The sequence below is a fragment of the Streptosporangium becharense genome, from assembly GCF_014204985.1.
Classification (GTDB): domain Bacteria; phylum Actinomycetota; class Actinomycetes; order Streptosporangiales; family Streptosporangiaceae; genus Streptosporangium; species Streptosporangium becharense.
In genome coordinates this window covers 5,520,206-5,535,590 of the sequence record NZ_JACHMP010000001.1, presented here as the reverse complement: position 1 = coordinate 5,535,590, position 15,385 = coordinate 5,520,206, and the positions used below count along the sequence as shown (strand labels likewise).

The window sequence follows — 15,385 nt, the reverse complement described above, 5'->3', positions numbered from 1 at the left end:
CCGTGAGCAAATGGCGAAGTACGGCTGTCGCCGGTGTGGCCGCGTTCATGACCGCGCTGCTCGCACTCGTCCTCGTCCCGCAGCCCGCCTCGGCGCACGGCGCCATGATGGTGCCCGGCAGCCGGACCTACTTCTGCTGGCAGGACGGTCTCACCCCACAGGGGAACATCGTCTCCATCAACCCGGCGTGCGCGGCGGCGGTGGCCGAGAGCGGGGACAACTCGCTGTACAACTGGTTCAGCGTGCTGCGCTCCGACGGTGCCGGACGCACCCGGGGGTTCATCCCCGACGGCCAGGCGTGCAGCGGCGGCAACCCCGGCTTCAGCGGGTTCGACCTGCCGCACGCCGACTGGCCGGTGACCCACCTGACCGCGGGGGCGTCCATCCAGTTCAGGTACAACAAGTGGGCCGCCCACCCGGGCTGGTTCTACCTCTACATCACCAAGGACGGCTGGAACCCCAACCAGGCGCTCACCTGGGACGATCTGGAGTCGGAGCCGTTCCACACGGCCGACCACCCGCCGAGCGTCGGCTCGCCGGGCACCAACGACGCCCACTACTACTGGAACGCCACGCTGCCCTCGGGCAAGTCGGGCCGCCACATCATCTACTCGGTGTGGAAGCGTTCGGACAGCAACGAGACCTTCTACAACTGCTCCGACGTCGTCTTCGACGGCGGCGACGGCGAGGTGACCGGCGTCGGCCGGACCGGCCCCACCCCCGGCCCGACCCTGACGCCCACCGCCACCCCGACGGTGACGCCGGGCGGCCCCGGCAGCTGCACCGCCACCTACCGGACCGTCGGCTCCTGGCCGGGCGGCTTCCAGGCCGAGGTGACCGTGCGCAACACCGGTTCCTCCGGCATCAACGGCTGGACGGCGACCTGGACGCTCGACGGCGGCAGCGGGATCAACAGCGTCTGGAACGCCACCCACACCGTCTCGGGGTCGACCGTGACGGCCAGAAACGCCGACTGGAACCGGACGATCGCCGCCGGTGCCTCGACCACCTTCGGTCTCACCGGGTCGGGCACCGCCGGGTCCCCCAGCGTCACCTGCACCAGTCCCTGACCCGGCGCGGTCCCCGCGGCTTCCCACGACTTCCCGCGGGGACCGCGCCACATCCGGGAAGAGACAAGCGCGCCACGTCCGGGAAGCTCGGGAAACCCGGCAAGCGCGCCACATCCGGGAAGCTCGGGAAGGAGGGATGCCCGTGCCGCCCACGGGGAGGATCGCGTCCCTGCTGGGCCTGCTCGTGCTCGGCGCGGCGCTGACGTTCGTCGCGGTGTCCTGCGCCACCCGCACGTACGACCCCACCCATGGCCCCGCACACGATCCCGCGCACGGCAGGGCACATCCGCTCCCGCCGGGACACGGGGCCGCCCTGCCACCGGGACACGGGGCCACTCCCTCGGCAGGGCACGCAACCGCCGCACCGGCCGCGTCCGCGACCATGGGGGCGATCGCCTCTCCGGGGGCGACGGCGGACGGCTCGGCCGCGCCGTCCGGGCGACGGGGCATCTCCGCCGCCGGATGCGAGGCCACGGTCACCCTGGTGGAGTCATGGCCGGGTGGCTACCGGGGCACGGCGACCATCGGCAACCGCACGGGACGGCCGATGCGCGACTGGTACATCCAATGGATCATGCCGTTGGGGACCACCATCACTCAGGCGTGGAACGGCACGCACATGCAGAGCGGGCCTGTGGCGATGATCCACGCACCCGTGGAGAAGCCCAACCTGGCCGCGGGGGCGACCGTCTCGGACATCGGGTTCGTCGGCACCGCCACCGTGCCCCCGACCTTCACCGAGATCACCTGCGGTTAGCCACGCGCGGCGTGCCCGGCTCGGCGACCGGCGTAGCGCTGCTTGAAGCGTCCGGCATAGTGCTGGCCCGGCATAGCGCCGCCTGAAGCACCCGGCTCAGCGACCGGCGTAGCGCTGCTTGAAGCGCTCGACGCGGCCGGCCGTGTCGAGAATGCGGCCCCGCCCGGTGTAGAAGGGGTGGCTCGCCGACGAGACGTCGACGTCGACCACCGGGTGGACGTCGCCGTCCTCCCACTCGACCGTCCGGCTGCTCGCGACGGTGGAACGGGTCAGGAAGGCGAAACCGGCACTCGGGTCCCGGAAGACGACCGGCCGGTACTCGGGGTGGATGCCCTTCTTCATGGTTTATCGGTCCTCTCGGAATGGAACGTGCTGGCGGACGATCGGGTCGTACTTGGTGAGGGTGAGCCGGTCGGGATCGTTGCGCCGGTTCTTGCGGGTCACGTACGTGTAGCCGGTGCCCGCGGTGGACCGGAGCTTGATCACGGGCCGCGTCTCGTTTCTGGCCAAGGTCGGCTCCTCCCGAGTCGGTGTTTCGTCGTACGGGCCCGATAACCGTTTTCACCACCGGGGCATTCCCGGCTTTCACTCCAGGGGCGTTCCCGGCGCCAGCGCCAGGTCGATCGCCTGCTCGACGTGGATCCTGGTGGAGTCGAAGACCGGGATCGGGCTGTCGCCGGGACCGATGAGCAGCGTGATCTCGGTGCAGCCGAGGATCACCGCCTGGGCGCCGCGGTCCGCGAGGGTGGAGATGATCCGTCGGTAGCTCCTGCGTGAGGCGTCCTCGACCCGGTTCATGGTGAGTTCCCGGTAGATGACGTCATGGACCAGCGCGCGGTCGTCCTCGTCGGGGACGACCACCTCCAGACCGTGGGCCCGCATGCGGTCGCGATAGAAGTCCATCTCCATGGTGTAGCGGGTGGCCAGCAGCCCCACGGTGGTGATCCCCGCGGAGGTGATCCGGCTCGCGGTGGCGTCGACGATGTGCAGGAACGGCACGCCGATCTCCGCCTCGATGACGTCGGCCACCCGGTGCATGGTGTTGGTGCACAGCAGCACCATGTCGGCGCCGGCCCGTTCCAGGGCCTGGGCCGCCTCCGCGAGCGTCCGGCCCGCCGCGGCCCAGTCGCCGGCCCGCTGCATGGCCTCGATCTCGGCGAAGTCGACGGTCAGCAGCAGGCTGCGGGCACAGTGGTGGCCGCCGAGGCGGCGCCGGGTCTCCTCGTTCAGCAGACGGTAGTACTCGGCGGAGGATTCCCAGCTCATCCCGCCGATGAGACCGATGGTTCGTGTCATGGGCGCCAGCCTCGCGGATGACCGGCCCCATAGGTAGACGTGAACTTGTTGGCGCCGACCCAAGGAATACTTATGCCGTGGACGCCCACCGTTTGCTCGTCTTCCGGCAGATCGCCCGTTCGGGGTCGATCGGGGCCGCGGCCCGCGTTCTGGGCTGGACCCAACCGGCCGTCAGCCAGCACCTGCGCCACCTGGAACGGCAGGCCGGGCTGCCGCTCGTGCTTCGACGTCCCCGAGGGATCCAGCTCACCGAGGCCGGCCGGACGCTGCTGGGGCACGCCGACGCCCTCGCCACCCGCCTGCACGCCGCGGCCGACGAGATGAACGCGCTGGCCCAGTTGGAGGGGGGCACCGTCAGGCTGGCCGCCTTCCCCTCGGCCGGCGCCACCGTCGTCCCGGCGGCGATGAGCCTGCTGGCCGCGCGCCACCCCGCGCTGGACGTCCGCCTGCTGCAGGCCGAACCACCCGAGGCGCTGGAGCTGGTCACGGTCGGTGAGGCGGACCTGGCCGTGACCTTCGCCCATGACGGGCAGCCGTTCACCGTGCCCTCCGGACTGGTGGCCCTCCCCGTGGGGGAAGACCCGGTGCGGCTGGTCCTGCCCAACGGGCACGCGCAGGCGGAGGCCGCCGCGGTGGACCTGCGGAGTCTGGCCGCCGACAGGTGGATCGCCGGTTGCGAGCGGTGCACCGCCCACCTGGAGCGGCTCTGCCTGGCCGCCGGTTTCACACCGGACATCCGGCACGGCAGCGACGACTACGTGGTCGCCCAGTCGCTGATCGCCCACGGTCTCGGAATCGGGCTGCTCCCCCAGCTCGCGTTGGAGGCGTTCCACAACCCCGGTGTCACCGCCCGCGAGGTGCCCGGACTGCGGCCCCGGGCCCTCCACGTGGTCCACCACCGCGAGGCGGGCCGGACCCCCGCGGTCCGCGCCGCCGTCCGGGCCGTCCGCGACGCGATCGCGGGCTGACACCGCGCGGCTGCCCCGGCACCCGTCTTCCCCGGCCCGGCCCGTGACTGCAGGGCCGGGGGTTCGGCGTGGTCGCCTGCGGACATCGCTGGACGTCGGCGAACACCGGTGGCACAGCGAGAACCGACCGGGCCGGAGCGGCGTCTACATCGCTGTGCGGACCGGTCACCGACGATCCGCCGAACCGCGGAGGGACAGGATGGACCACACCGGGAACACCGGAGACGAGACCGGGAAGAACGCGAAGGACCAGCGACCCCCGTGCCCCCGGTGCGGCGGGACCCGGGTGGTCCCGATCCGATACGGGTACCCGCACTTCCTCAGGGATCCGAAGCAGGCTCCGCCGAAGGGGCAGTTCGTCCTCGGCGGTTGCGTTCCCCGCCCGGAGAGATGGGCCTGCCCGGCGTGCGACACCAGGTTCGGAGAGGCACCCGAGACGGACGGCACCGGCCGCCCGGACTCCACCCCGGGGTAACCTCCCGGCCATCCGGCACCGGTTCGATGTCCCCCATGGCCTGGCCGCACACCGACATCGTCGGACCGGACGTCAGCCCCCCGGTCACCGTCTACGGCACGGTCTCCACCGGATCCGGCGGCGAACTCGCCCACGAGGGCAACCGGGTCCCCGACATCGTCGCCCTCGACGAGCGGCGGCTGGTGGTCGGCTGGCGGGCCGGTGTCCGGGACGCGCTCGACCCCACCCCGACGGACCAGGGTTCGATCATGTTCGCCCGGTCGGACGACGGGGGCCGGAGCTGGACGACGGACACGCTGGCCCCAGCCACCGCCACCCGGCGCTACCACTACGTGATCTTCCTGAACGACGCGGGGACACTGTACGCACTGCTCGGCGTGATCTCCGTCGAGCGGGACCGCGACCGGGAGGGCCGGGTCGACGGCTTCCCCACCCGGCTGGAGGTCCGCAGGAGCACCGACGGCGGCCGTACCTGGACCGATTTCCCCGTCACCGTGAACGTGCCGGACAACGGCAGGGGCGTGGTCGTCGCGGGCAAGCCGCTGCGCGCGGGCGGGCTGTGGCTCGTCCCGTACTGGCGGCACGCGGGCGGCACGACCAGGGCCGGGGTGCTGCGCTCGTCCGACCTGGCCGCCTGGACCTCCGGCGGGCTCGCGGAGAACCCGCCGGGCATGGCGGTGGAGGAGCCGCAGATCGCCCTCTCCCAGGACGGCTCCGGTGCCCTGGTGATGGTGACCCGTACCCTGGACCTGACCGGCGGCACCTCCCCGGCGGCCCGCGACGCACGCTACCGGACCGGCACGGCCCACTGTGCCACGGCGACCAGCACCGACATCGGGCTGACCTGGTCACCGCTCACGCCGGACGAGAACCTGCCCAATCACTACGTCAAGACGTTCTTCACCCGTGACTCCGCCGGCCGCCATCTGGCGATCTTCAACACGCTGGCCGGACCGTTCACCGGCCCCGCCACCGGCAAGCCCGACCAGTACCGGGAGGTCCTGTACTACAAGGTCAGGCGGCCCGGTGAGCCCTGGGAACCGGGCCGGTTGCTGGCCGACGGCACCCGGCTGACCCGCGGTGCCGCCCGCGGATGGGACGTCTACGCCAGCGCTGACGAGTACAAGCCGGGACGGTTCTTCGTCGTCTGGGAGCACAACCAGACCGATATCAGAGTCGCCCGACTGGACATCACCCGGCCGATGGACGACGTCCCCCTCGCCGCGGGCGACTGGACCCCGGGTGCGGGTCCGGCACCGGGCTGGACGCTGGCCGGCGGGGCACGGGCGACCCGGGACGGGCTGCGGCTGCGGAGCACCGGCACCGGGGTGTCCCGGGTGTCCTTCGCGCTCGACCCGGCCCTGGGCTGCGACTTCACCCTGGAGTTCCGGGGCCGGGTGGACGACGACAGTGCCCTCGACCCGCGGACCGGCAGCGGCGTCTGCCTCGGCGCGAAGGTCGCCAACGGCGCCCGGCGGCTCATGCTGACGGTGCAGCGGAGCGGTGTGTGGACGATGCGCAAGGGCTCCACCGTCTGGGAGAAGGTCCACCCGCTGGACGCCGCCGGGCGACCCGCCACCTGGAAGGTGCGGGTCGACAGCGCCGGAACCGCCCACCTGTTCCGTGACGGCGCCGACACCGGGGCGACCTGGGTCGTCCAGGACAGCCGGGAGAGACCCCAGGTCACGCACTGGGTGACCGGCACCCCGGGCGGCAACGCCGCCGGGGCCACCCTGGAGTGGACCAGGCTGACCCCGACCTTCGGCACGCTCCCCTAGCTCCCGGCGCGGATCCTGCCACGACACCCCGGCCCCGCTCGCCCCCGGCGCGAACCCCGCTACGGCGTTCCCAGCTTCCACGCGCTGAGCTTGCCGTCGGTGCTGCCGAGCACCACGGTCACCATGCCGCCGACCTCCGCCACCGCCATGCTCGTGCCGGTGATCTCAAGGCGGATGGGGGTACCGACGGGGACGCCCGTCTCCCAGTCCCACACGCGGATGGTGGAGTCGGGATGGTTGGAGTAGGAGACGATGACAGGGCGCCCCGCCAACCGGGTCACGGCGACGCCGGAGACGGTGCTCTCGTGTCCGACGATGGGCCCGCGCAGGGGATTGCCGGTGGCCAGGTCCCAGCGACGCACGATGCCGTCCTCACAACCTGTCACGATCACCGGCTGTCCACCCACCGTTCCCAGTGCCAGGTCCAGGACGGGTTTCCCGCTTCCCCACCCCGCTGCTCCGATGCGCTCGTCCGTTCTGACGTCCCACACCCCGACGGCGGAGTCGGCGTCGGGGCACACCTTGACCAACCGGTCGTCCAGCGTGCCGAACGCCGAGGGGCCCGCGCAGCGGGACGGGGTGATGGGCAGGGAGGCGAGGTCGGATCCGTCCAGTTCCAGTAGCCAGTCACCCCCGGACTCGACCGCGGCGATCTTTCTGCCGCCCAGGTCCAGCGCGCCGATGGTGAAGACTTCGTAGTCACTCTTGACGGGCTGGCCGACGGGGTCGCCGGTGGCGAGGTCCCACCGGCGTACGGTCTTGTCCTCACTGCCGGACAGCAGGACGGAGCGTCCACCGTGGGCGGTGACGGCCAAGTCGTAGATCTTTCCCTTGTGCGCCTTGATGGGCGAGACCGCGGCCTTGCCGGTGTCCAGCCTGAGCAGGTCCACCGTGCCCTCGTCCCCTGCGGCGGCCACGATCGGCACGCCGCCCGCTTCCGCGATCGTCACCGACTGCACCCACGGGTCGCTCAGCGTCGCGGTCCACAGGGGCGTGCCGAAGTCGGAGCCCGGAGAGGCAGGAGCGGTGGAGGGGGGCACGGCCAGGGCCGCGGCCGTCCCGGCTGTCACGTTCTGGCGGGTTCCCTCCGCGGCCTCCTCACCGTTGAGGAGGTTCACGGCGACCGTCGCGGAGAGCACCAGGACCAGGACGCCGGCCACCCCCGCCGCCCACGGCCACCGGCTCCGCCGGGGAGCCGCCGCCTGCGGAGTGAACGGCGACTGAACGGCCGGTCTTCCCTGCGGACCAGCCGACGGGTGAGTGACCAGCCCGTCCCGGGGACCGAACGATGCACCCTGCGGGGCGAACGGGGCACCCTGGACCATCCCCGATCCGCCCGCCGGGCCGAAGGGCGGATGAGCGGCCGGGCCCGGCAACCCGTGGACGGCCTGGCCCGGATGCCCGTGGACGGCCCGCGACAGAGCGAACATCACCTCGTTCGCACTCGGACGACGCCCCGGATCGCCGTCCAGACAGGCCGGCAACCACCCACGCAACGGCTCGGGAACACCCGACAGATCCGGACCGGACCCACCCGAGAACATCACCCCGGTGGCGGCGAACACCACGGTCGCCGCCCACCCGAACACATCACCGGCCGGCCCCGCCACGAACCCGGCCACCTGCTCCGGCGCCACGAACCCCGCGACACCCACCGGCCCGCCGACCCCGGCCGCCCCCAACGCCCGAGCGACCCAGACCCCGGTCACCCTGACCCCGTCCGGGCCCAGCAACACCCGATCCGGCCCGAAACTCCCGTGCACCACCCCCGCCGCATGCAGACCCGCCAGCGCGGCGACCGTCTCGGCGGCCACCCGGACCAGCATCTCCCCCCGCAACGGGCCACCCCGCGTCACGACCTGCCCCAGCGACTCCCCGCCCACCAACTCACCGGCGACCACCGGCACACCCTCGACCACCGCCGCGGAGACCACCCCGGCCACCCCCGGCACCACCACCCCCCGAACCGCCTCCACCTCACGCACGAAACGCCCCCGCACCTGCCGCCCCTGCGGCAGCCGGACGTTCACAACCGTGAGCGCCACCCGCACACCGGCCGCGGACTCGGCCAGATAAACACTCCCGCGACCGTCCTCCTCCAGCAGACCCAGCAACCGGTACTCACCCAGCCGATCCGGCCTCCCCGGCGGCAACGGCCACGACGCGACCTCCCCCCTCATCGCACCGCTCCACGACCACGGACCCCGCAACGCCGACCACCCGGATCACCCGGATCACCCGGATCACCCGCGTGAAACTCGATGAAAATCATGCGCCAAGACAACACCCACCGATTTGAAGTTCACTGCACCACACTTGTGATCCGCAAGAAGAGGTGCGGCGCCTCACGCGAGTTCCCAGTCGACGGCGACCTTCTCCGGGTCCTCCGGGGCGATCCTGACCGGCAACCGGGTGCCCGGCAACGTGCGGTGCAGGTGCTCCGGCGGCACCCGGTGACCGATCCTGACCTGATACGGCGCGCGGCCGTCGCCCGGCTCCACCCGCAGCACGAACCCGACGATCGGGTCGCCGTTCTCCGCGGTCATGCCGCCGGTCGAGAAGGTGCCCTCGACGGTGGCGGTACCCGGCAGGCCCCTGGCGATGAGGTCCGCGGCGGAAAGACGCTCGGTGGCCGGCGGCCCGGCCTGGGCGGGGAAGGTGCTCCAGTCGACGGTGAGCCGGTCCGGGTTCGCCGGATCGACCCGCACGGCGAGGGCCGTCCCGGGCAGGACGGCCCCGACGAGGAGCCGGGGCAGCCGCTCACGGTGCGAGACCCGGTAGGGGGCCGTCCCCTCGGCGCGCACGTCCAGTTCGAAGGCGACCACCGGCGTGTCGTTGACGGTCATGCCGGTGTCGCGCATGGAGACCACGATGGCGGTCGCGGGCAGCCCTCCGGTGAGGAGGTCGTCGTTGCCCCGCACCATGTCGCCGACCATGGCGAAGAGCCCCCCGAAGGACGAACCGCCGCCCGGCTGACCGCCGGAGAAGCCGCCCGCCTTTCCTCTGGAGGCGCCGCCCGGCTGACCGGCACCGAGGTCCGACATCACGCTGCGCATGACGCCGGCCTGGTAGGACGTCGTCGCCATCACGATCCCCGCAGCCATGACGACGCCTCCGGCCACCAGTGCCGGAACCCCCCACGAGGGGAACGGCCAGATCATCATCATGCCCATGAACCCGGCGATCTCCAGAACGAGGCCCACCCCCGCCATGACCATGCCGAGCTTGACCGTCCGCGCCATCGCCGTTTCCCTTCTCGATGCCGATCACCGCCGGCCGACCGCCGGTTGACCGCCGGCCGACCGCCGACCGTGACGCGGACAGGTAACGCCGGACCGCTTGCGCACCGGTTGCACCGGGATTGCGTGCTCTTTGCCGTCTCCGGCGACTGCGGGCCCGTCCCGCGGCCACCGCGGCCCCGTCCCTCCGGTGACCGCGGACCCGTCCCGCGGCCACCGCGGCCCCGTCCCTCCGGCTCCCCGGCCCGGCACGGGGGTGACGCGGTAGCTTGGGGACGCCATCACAGAGGAAGAGAGATCGTGACCACGTCTATTCATCAGCGGATCGCCGACGAGCTGGGTGTGCGCGAGCGGCAGGTGCAGGCAGCGGTGGAGCTGCTCGACGGCGGGGCGACCGTGCCGTTCATCGCCCGCTACCGCAAGGAAGTCACCGGCATGCTGGACGACACGCAGCTGCGCACGCTGGAGGAGCGGCTGCGCTACCTGCGGGAGCTGGAGGAGCGGCGCACCGCGATCCTGGAGTCGATCCGGAGCCAGGGCAAGCTTGACGACGTCCTGGAGGCGCAGATCCTCGCGGCCGACTCCAAGGCCCGCCTGGAAGACATCTACCTTCCCTACAAGCCCAAGCGACGGACCAAGGCGCAGATCGCCCGGGAGGCCGGTCTCGAACCGCTCGCCGACGGCCTGCTGAACGACCCGTCGGTCGACCCGCGGGCCGCCGCCGCGGCCTTCGTGAGCGAGGGGGTGCCCGACGCCGCCGCGGCGCTCGACGGGGCCCGCGCGATCCTCGTCGAGCGGTTCGGCGAGGACGCCGACCTGGTCGGCGAGCTGCGCGAGCGGATGTGGTCCAAGGGGCGCCTGGTCGCGAAGGTCCGCGAGGGCAAGGAGGAGGACGGTGCCAAGTTCTCCGACTACTTCGACTTCGCCGAGCCGTTCACCAAGCTGCCCTCGCACCGGATCCTGGCGATGTTCCGCGCGGAGAAGGAGGAGGTCCTCACCCTCACCCTTGAGCCCGAGCCGGAGCCCACCGGCACGTACGAGGGGCGGATCGCCCACCGCTTCGGCATCTCCGACCAGGGACGGCCCGCCGACGCGTGGCTGGCCGACACGGTCCGCTGGGCCTGGCGCACCCGCGTCCTCGTCCATCTCGGCATCGACCTGCGCATGCGCCTGTGGCAGGCCGCCGAGGACGAGGCGGTGCGCGTGTTCGCCGCCAACCTGCGCGACCTGCTGCTCGCCGCCCCCGCCGGCAGCCGCGCGACCATGGGCCTCGACCCTGGTCTGCGCACCGGGGTGAAGGTCGCGGTGGTCGACGCGACCGGCAAGGTGCTGGCCACCGACACGATCTACCCCCACGAGCCGCGCCGCCAGTGGGACCAGTCGCTGGCGACCCTCGCCGCGCTGGCCAGGAAGTACGACGTGGAGCTCGTCTCGGTCGGCAACGGCACCGCCTCCCGGGAGACCGACAAGCTCGCCGGCGAGCTGGTGAAGCTGGTTCCCGGGCTGACCAAGGTGATGGTCTCGGAGGCCGGGGCGTCGGTCTACTCCGCATCCGCATACGCCGCGCAGGAGCTGCCCGGCATGGACGTGTCGCTGCGCGGCGCCGTCTCGATCGCCCGGCGACTCCAGGACCCGCTGGCCGAGCTGGTCAAGATCGACCCCAAGTCGATCGGCGTCGGCCAGTACCAGCACGACCTGGCCGAGACGAAGCTCTCCCGCTCGCTCGACGCGGTGGTGGAAGACTGTGTGAACGCGGTCGGCGTCGACGTCAACACCGCTTCGGCACCGTTGCTCACCCGGGTGTCGGGCATCGGCGCCGGGCTGGCCGAGAACATCGTCCAGCACCGCGACGCCAACGGTCCCTTCCGTTCCCGCAGGGCGTTGAAGGACGTGCCCAGGCTGGGCCCGAAGGCGTTCGAGCAGTGCGCCGGATTCCTGCGCATCCGCGGCGGCGACGACCCGCTGGACGCCTCCAGCGTGCACCCCGAGGCGTACCCGGTGGTGCGGCGGATCCTGCAGCGTACCGGCGGCGACATCACCGCCCTGATCGGCAACGGCACGGCGCTGCGCGCACTGAGGCCGCAGGACTTCGTCGACGACACCTTCGGCCTGCCGACCGTCACCGACATCCTGTCCGAGCTGGAGAAGCCCGGCCGCGACCCCCGCCCGGCCTTCAAGACCGCCACCTTCAAGGATGGCGTGGAGAAGATCTCCGACCTGCGGCCCGGCATGCTGCTGGAAGGCGTGGTCACCAATGTCGCCGCGTTCGGCGCGTTCGTCGACGTCGGCGTGCACCAGGACGGCCTGGTGCACGTCTCGGCGCTGTCGCACACCTTCGTCAGGGATCCGCGCGAGGTGGTCAAGCCCGGTGACATCGTCCGGGTGAAGGTGCTCGACGTCGACATCCCGCGCAAGCGCATCTCACTGACCCTCCGCCTGGACGACGAGGCCAAGCCCGCGGGGCAGCGCGGACAGCAGGGCGGCCCGCGCGACCAGCAGGGCGGCGCCCGTCGCGACGGCGGCGACGGGCAGCGGGGCCGGGGGGACCGCCGGCAGCAGGGCGGCGGCGACCGCCGCCGCCAGGAACGTGACATCCCCGGCGGCGCCATGGCCGAGGCCCTGCGCCGGGCCGGCCTCGACGGTTCCGGCGGAAAGCGGTAGACGCGACAGACACGGTAGACGCGACAGGCACAGCGGACACGACAGGTCCCGTGGCCGCCCCCGGCGTCACCCGCCGGGGACGGCCCGCACCGGAAGAGGGGCCGGAGACCCGGGCGTGCCCGGCGGGCACGGGCCGGCCTGACCAGCCCAACCCGGCCGGGGTGAGCCGGGGTGAGCCGGGTCGGGTCGGGTCGGGTGGGTCGGCCGGGGCCGTCAGCCGGCGAACTCCGCGGCGAGCAGGCCGAACACCGCCACGTCGGCGAAGGAGCCGGCCACCCAGGCGTGCTCGCGGAGCGTGCCCTCGCGCTGGAAACCGGCCTTCTCCGCGGCGGCGATCATCGCGGTGTTGGTGACGAGCGTCTCCAGGCCCAGCCGGTGCAGGCCGCGGATCCGGAAGGCGTAGTCGCACAGCAGCCGCAGCGCCTCGGGGGCGTACCCCCGGCCGCGCGCCTCCGGCAGCAGCGAGAAGCCCAGGTGGCCGTTGCGGTTGAAGGCGTCGATGCCCCACACGAGGCCGCACCCGAGCAGTTCCCCGGAGAGCGACTCGACGGCGAAGTCGACCTTGTCCGCGTCGGGCTCCCGCTTCTCGTACGCGGCGACGGCCTGCTCGACCGTCTGGGGCAGCCACGGCGTCGCGATGGCACCGACCTCCGTCTCCACGTCCTCGTGCAGCCGGTGCAGGGTGACGATGTCGTCCTTGGTGAGAGCCCTCAGCAGGACCCTGTCTCCACGAAACATGCCTGCACCATAGCGCCACGGACACCGGCTTTTCCGCTCAAAAAACCCTGGCCCGCCGAGCCGGAGACCGGCGGGCCAGGTCGAAGCGCGGGACGTCGCGAACGTGAACCGCGCCGAAGCGCGGGCCTCGTGGACGCGATCCGCGGACGGGTCAGCGCAGGCGCCTGATGTCGCCGTACGCGCGGTAGAAGCCGCCCCGCTCCGACAGGCGGACGCCGTCCACCAGGTAGCGTGCCCCGGCCTCGCGCACGTCCTTGGGGAACTGCACGTTCCGCAGCGAGTCGTAACCCCCGCTGACCACCCGTACCCGCAGCCGATCCCCCTCGCGGACGCACTCCAGGATCACCCCGTCGGCGCCGGAGGGGTCGTCGAACGCCACGGTCTCCAGCGTGGCGGTCGCCTCGACCGCGGTCAGGCTCGCGGCGGCCTTGACATCGACCGGCTTGGGCACGTTGCCCTCCTGGGCCGCCCTGATGGCCGTCTCGGTGGCGTCGATGCAGGCCAGGCTGCCGTCGGTGGTCACGATGTAGAGGCGGTCGTCCAGGTACTGCATGGAGAAGGCCGAACCGCAGCCGGTGGCGAGCTTCCACAGACGCTCGCCGCTCTGGTCGAAGCAGTAGATGGAGGAGTGGCTGTCACCGGCGAAGACGTAGCGTCCGCCGGGGGCGGTGGCGCAGGAGAAGACGGTGGCGTCGCAGTGGTAGACCGCCTCGGAGGCGCCGTCCGACTTGCGCAGGCGGTGCACGGCGCTCCGCGAGGTGCCGGCGTAGACCGAGTCGTCCTCCTGCCAGCCGAACAGCACGGCGCCTTGCAAGGGCGTCTCCCAGACCGGGGTGCCGTCGGCCGCGTCGTAGCGGGCCACCCCGGTGGAGTGCCCGTGGTAGACGGCGTCGTCGTCGCAGCGGACCATCCACGCCGAGTCGCCCCGGCCCTTGCGGGCCCACTGGAACTCGTCCTCGTGGTCGATGGTGGTGATCCGGCCGGCCCGGTCGGAGACGCCCAGCACCCCCTCGTGGATGTCGAGCCAGTAGATGTCGACGTCCTCGGCGATCTCGTACGCGACCCGGGGAACCTTGCCGCTGAGGTCGTAGACCTTGCCGTCGTCGGCGCCCGCGTAGATCCAGAAGTCGTCGGCGACGATGCACTTGACGCCGTCGGGCAGGCGGAAGCGGCCGGTGACGGTGCCACCGTGGGTGACGGTGTAGACGTCGCCGTTCTGGTTGCCGACCCAGCAGCGCTCGGCGTCGACGAAGATGCCGAACGCCGCCGCGCCGCTGGCGAAGCGCCACAGCACCGGAGCCTGGGAGGCGGTGGAGCGGACGCTCTCGATGCTGCGCCGGGTGACGGCGCGGCGCTGGCGCACGCCCTGGACCGCGGGGGCGTACCCCTTGCGGAGCTTCTCGCCGACCTTCTTCGCGGCGGCGGCCTGGGCCTTGGCCTCGGTGGCGAAGGCCGATGTCTTGGCCTGACCGGTCTCGCCGATGCGGCCGTACCTGACCGTCACCTGCGTTCCGTCGAGCACGACCTCGTAGAACTTGTGCGAGCCCCCGCCGTCCTCCGACAGCTCCAGGTACGTGCTCTGCGTGGCCATGCTCCACCTCTCCGTTGATCGATTGCTCGGGAGCGTACGGCATCCAGGTGACAAATCCCGAAAAGTACGGAGGAGAACTCTCGACCGGTGCCCGACCGGGCCGGGCACCGGCCATCAGGCCCATCACGGTCAGCGCCGCGACCTCGAAGCCCACCACCAGCCGCTGCGTCACCCCCGCGGGGATGTCGTCGTTGGTCAGCTCCACCCCCAGCATCCGCACCGCGTACGGCAGGACCACCAGGACCAGCACGCCCAGTGCGGCCAGGCTGAGCAGCCGCACCGGCCGGGCGTAGGGGGTGCCCGCGTGCCGTCCGGCCAGCAGGAGCCCGGCGACCGGCATCACCATGAAGGCCACGAACGCCGCGTACCGGTGGATGCCTCCGGACATCGACAGCGGCACGCCGGGCGCGTCGGTCGGGAAGGCGCCGACCAGCAGCATGCACAGGCCCCAGAGCCCGACCAGCAGGGCGGCTCCCCGGTTCTCGCGGTGCCGGGACAGCAGGGCGGCGATGACCGTCGCGGCGGCGGCGAAGAGGGTCAGCGAGAGGGGGAGCAGCCAGCCGTCCGCCTCGAAGGCGTACTCACTGATCACGGTGTGCACCGGGTCGAGGCCGGTGGCCACGTGCAGCCCGAGCATGGTCGCGGCCCCGGCACCGATCGCCGCGTAGCCGCCGAAGATCATCCTGGTTCCGGTGAGCGCCTGCTGTCCCATGGCTCAACCATGGCGACGGACGGGATGCCGGAACATCCGAGACAGCCCCCGGCCGCCCCTGACCGATCCCGGAGCGACCCCGGGACGCGGGGGTGCCCAC

At 72.2% G+C, this 15,385-nt stretch carries 13 protein-coding genes and 1 pseudogene; 6 read left to right on the top strand and 8 right to left on the bottom strand.

The genetic code is table 11. The features are described 5' to 3' along the window. Window positions 1-2 precede the first annotated feature (2 nt). Together F4562_RS24280 and F4562_RS36445 are read left to right on the top strand one after the other, a co-directional pair. A complete protein-coding gene (locus F4562_RS24280; protein ID WP_184540991.1) occupies window positions 3-1,070 on the top strand; it encodes a lytic polysaccharide monooxygenase auxiliary activity family 9 protein in 1,068 nt (355 codons plus the stop codon). A 142-nt stretch (window positions 1,071-1,212) separates the two neighbouring features. After that, window positions 1,213-1,827, top strand: a complete 615-nt coding sequence (locus tag F4562_RS36445; protein ID WP_184540992.1) for a cellulose binding domain-containing protein — start codon at window positions 1,213-1,215, stop codon at window positions 1,825-1,827. 96 nt (window positions 1,828-1,923) lie between these two features. Here the strand turns inward: F4562_RS36445 and F4562_RS24270 are convergent, their stop codons facing one another. The 3 genes from F4562_RS24270 to F4562_RS24260 all read right to left on the bottom strand — a co-directional run bounded on the left by F4562_RS24270 (window position 1,924) and on the right by F4562_RS24260 (window position 3,123). After that, window positions 1,924-2,169, bottom strand: a complete 246-nt coding sequence (locus tag F4562_RS24270) for a type B 50S ribosomal protein L31 (protein WP_184540993.1) — start codon at window positions 2,167-2,169, stop codon at window positions 1,924-1,926. Window positions 2,170-2,172: 3 nt separating this feature from the next. Beyond that, window positions 2,173-2,337, bottom strand: coding sequence for a 50S ribosomal protein L33 (gene rpmG, locus F4562_RS24265; protein ID WP_184540994.1), 165 nt, complete (start codon window positions 2,335-2,337; stop codon window positions 2,173-2,175). A gap of 75 nt (window positions 2,338-2,412) precedes the next feature. Next, entirely contained in the window at window positions 2,413-3,123 is a 711-nt protein-coding gene (locus tag F4562_RS24260; RefSeq protein WP_184540995.1) for an aspartate/glutamate racemase family protein, read from the bottom strand. 77 nt (window positions 3,124-3,200) lie between these two features. On the opposite strand from F4562_RS24260, the gene F4562_RS24255 reads away from it, so the two are divergent. Both F4562_RS24255 and F4562_RS24250 read left to right on the top strand, forming a co-directional pair. Beyond that, window positions 3,201-4,091 carry a LysR family transcriptional regulator gene (locus F4562_RS24255; protein ID WP_184540996.1) on the top strand — a complete coding sequence of 297 codons (891 nt, stop codon included), beginning with the start codon at window positions 3,201-3,203 and terminating at the stop codon, window positions 4,089-4,091. Between the two features lie 510 nt (window positions 4,092-4,601). Beyond that, window positions 4,602-6,344, top strand: coding sequence for a sialidase family protein (locus tag F4562_RS24250; protein ID WP_184540997.1), 1,743 nt, complete (start codon window positions 4,602-4,604; stop codon window positions 6,342-6,344). 59 nt (window positions 6,345-6,403) lie between these two features. Here F4562_RS24250 and F4562_RS24245 read toward each other — a convergent pair whose 3' ends face one another. Together F4562_RS24245 and F4562_RS24240 are read right to left on the bottom strand one after the other, a co-directional pair. Beyond that, the gene (locus F4562_RS24245) at window positions 6,404-8,524 is read right to left on the bottom strand and encodes a protein kinase family protein (RefSeq protein WP_184540998.1); all 2,121 of its coding nucleotides are present in this window, start codon (window positions 8,522-8,524) and stop codon (window positions 6,404-6,406) included. Between the two features lie 165 nt (window positions 8,525-8,689). Continuing rightward, window positions 8,690-9,586, bottom strand: a complete 897-nt coding sequence (locus F4562_RS24240; RefSeq protein WP_184540999.1) for a hypothetical protein — start codon at window positions 9,584-9,586, stop codon at window positions 8,690-8,692. Between the two features lie 297 nt (window positions 9,587-9,883). On the opposite strand from F4562_RS24240, the gene F4562_RS24235 reads away from it, so the two are divergent. After that, window positions 9,884-12,244, top strand: a complete 2,361-nt coding sequence (locus F4562_RS24235) for a Tex family protein (protein WP_184541000.1) — start codon at window positions 9,884-9,886, stop codon at window positions 12,242-12,244. 213 nt (window positions 12,245-12,457) lie between these two features. Here the strand turns inward: F4562_RS24235 and F4562_RS24230 are convergent, their stop codons facing one another. Next, window positions 12,458-12,982: a GNAT family N-acetyltransferase gene (locus tag F4562_RS24230; protein WP_184541001.1), complete on the bottom strand. Its 525-nt coding sequence runs from the start codon at window positions 12,980-12,982 to the stop codon at window positions 12,458-12,460. 151 nt (window positions 12,983-13,133) lie between these two features. Then, window positions 13,134-14,573: a WGR domain-containing protein gene (locus F4562_RS24225; RefSeq protein WP_184541002.1), complete on the bottom strand. Its 1,440-nt coding sequence runs from the start codon at window positions 14,571-14,573 to the stop codon at window positions 13,134-13,136. Window positions 14,574-14,620: 47 nt separating this feature from the next. Here F4562_RS24225 and F4562_RS35215 point away from each other — a divergent pair, with 47 nt between their 5' ends. Beyond that, window positions 14,621-14,866 carry a hypothetical protein gene (locus tag F4562_RS35215; RefSeq protein WP_246473546.1) on the top strand — a complete coding sequence of 82 codons (246 nt, stop codon included), beginning with the start codon at window positions 14,621-14,623 and terminating at the stop codon, window positions 14,864-14,866. On the opposite strand, the pseudogene F4562_RS36705 reads toward F4562_RS35215, so the two are convergent. Continuing rightward, a pseudogene (locus F4562_RS36705) lies at window positions 14,749-15,210 on the bottom strand (DUF998 domain-containing protein); the annotation flags it as partial. The gene F4562_RS35215 and the pseudogene F4562_RS36705 sit on opposite strands and share 118 nt — an antisense overlap. Window positions 15,211-15,385: the final 175 nt, after the last annotated feature.

Excerpts from the sequence above, each read along its gene's own strand:
- F4562_RS24230 (WP_184541001.1), bottom strand. The coding sequence starts at position 12,982 with ATGTTTCGTGGAGACAGGGTCCTGCTGAGGGCTCTCACCAAGGACGAC.
- F4562_RS24240 (WP_184540999.1), bottom strand. The coding sequence starts at position 9,586 with ATGGCGCGGACGGTCAAGCTCGGCATGGTCATGGCGGGGGTGGGCCTC.
- F4562_RS24270 (WP_184540993.1), bottom strand. The coding sequence starts at position 2,169 with ATGAAGAAGGGCATCCACCCCGAGTACCGGCCGGTCGTCTTCCGGGAC.
- F4562_RS24260 (WP_184540995.1), bottom strand. The coding sequence starts at position 3,123 with ATGACACGAACCATCGGTCTCATCGGCGGGATGAGCTGGGAATCCTCC.
- F4562_RS24245 (WP_184540998.1), bottom strand. The coding sequence starts at position 8,524 with ATGAGGGGGGAGGTCGCGTCGTGGCCGTTGCCGCCGGGGAGGCCGGAT.
- F4562_RS24250 (WP_184540997.1), top strand. The coding sequence starts at position 4,602 with ATGGCCTGGCCGCACACCGACATCGTCGGACCGGACGTCAGCCCCCCG.
- F4562_RS24225 (WP_184541002.1), bottom strand. The coding sequence starts at position 14,573 with ATGGCCACGCAGAGCACGTACCTGGAGCTGTCGGAGGACGGCGGGGGC.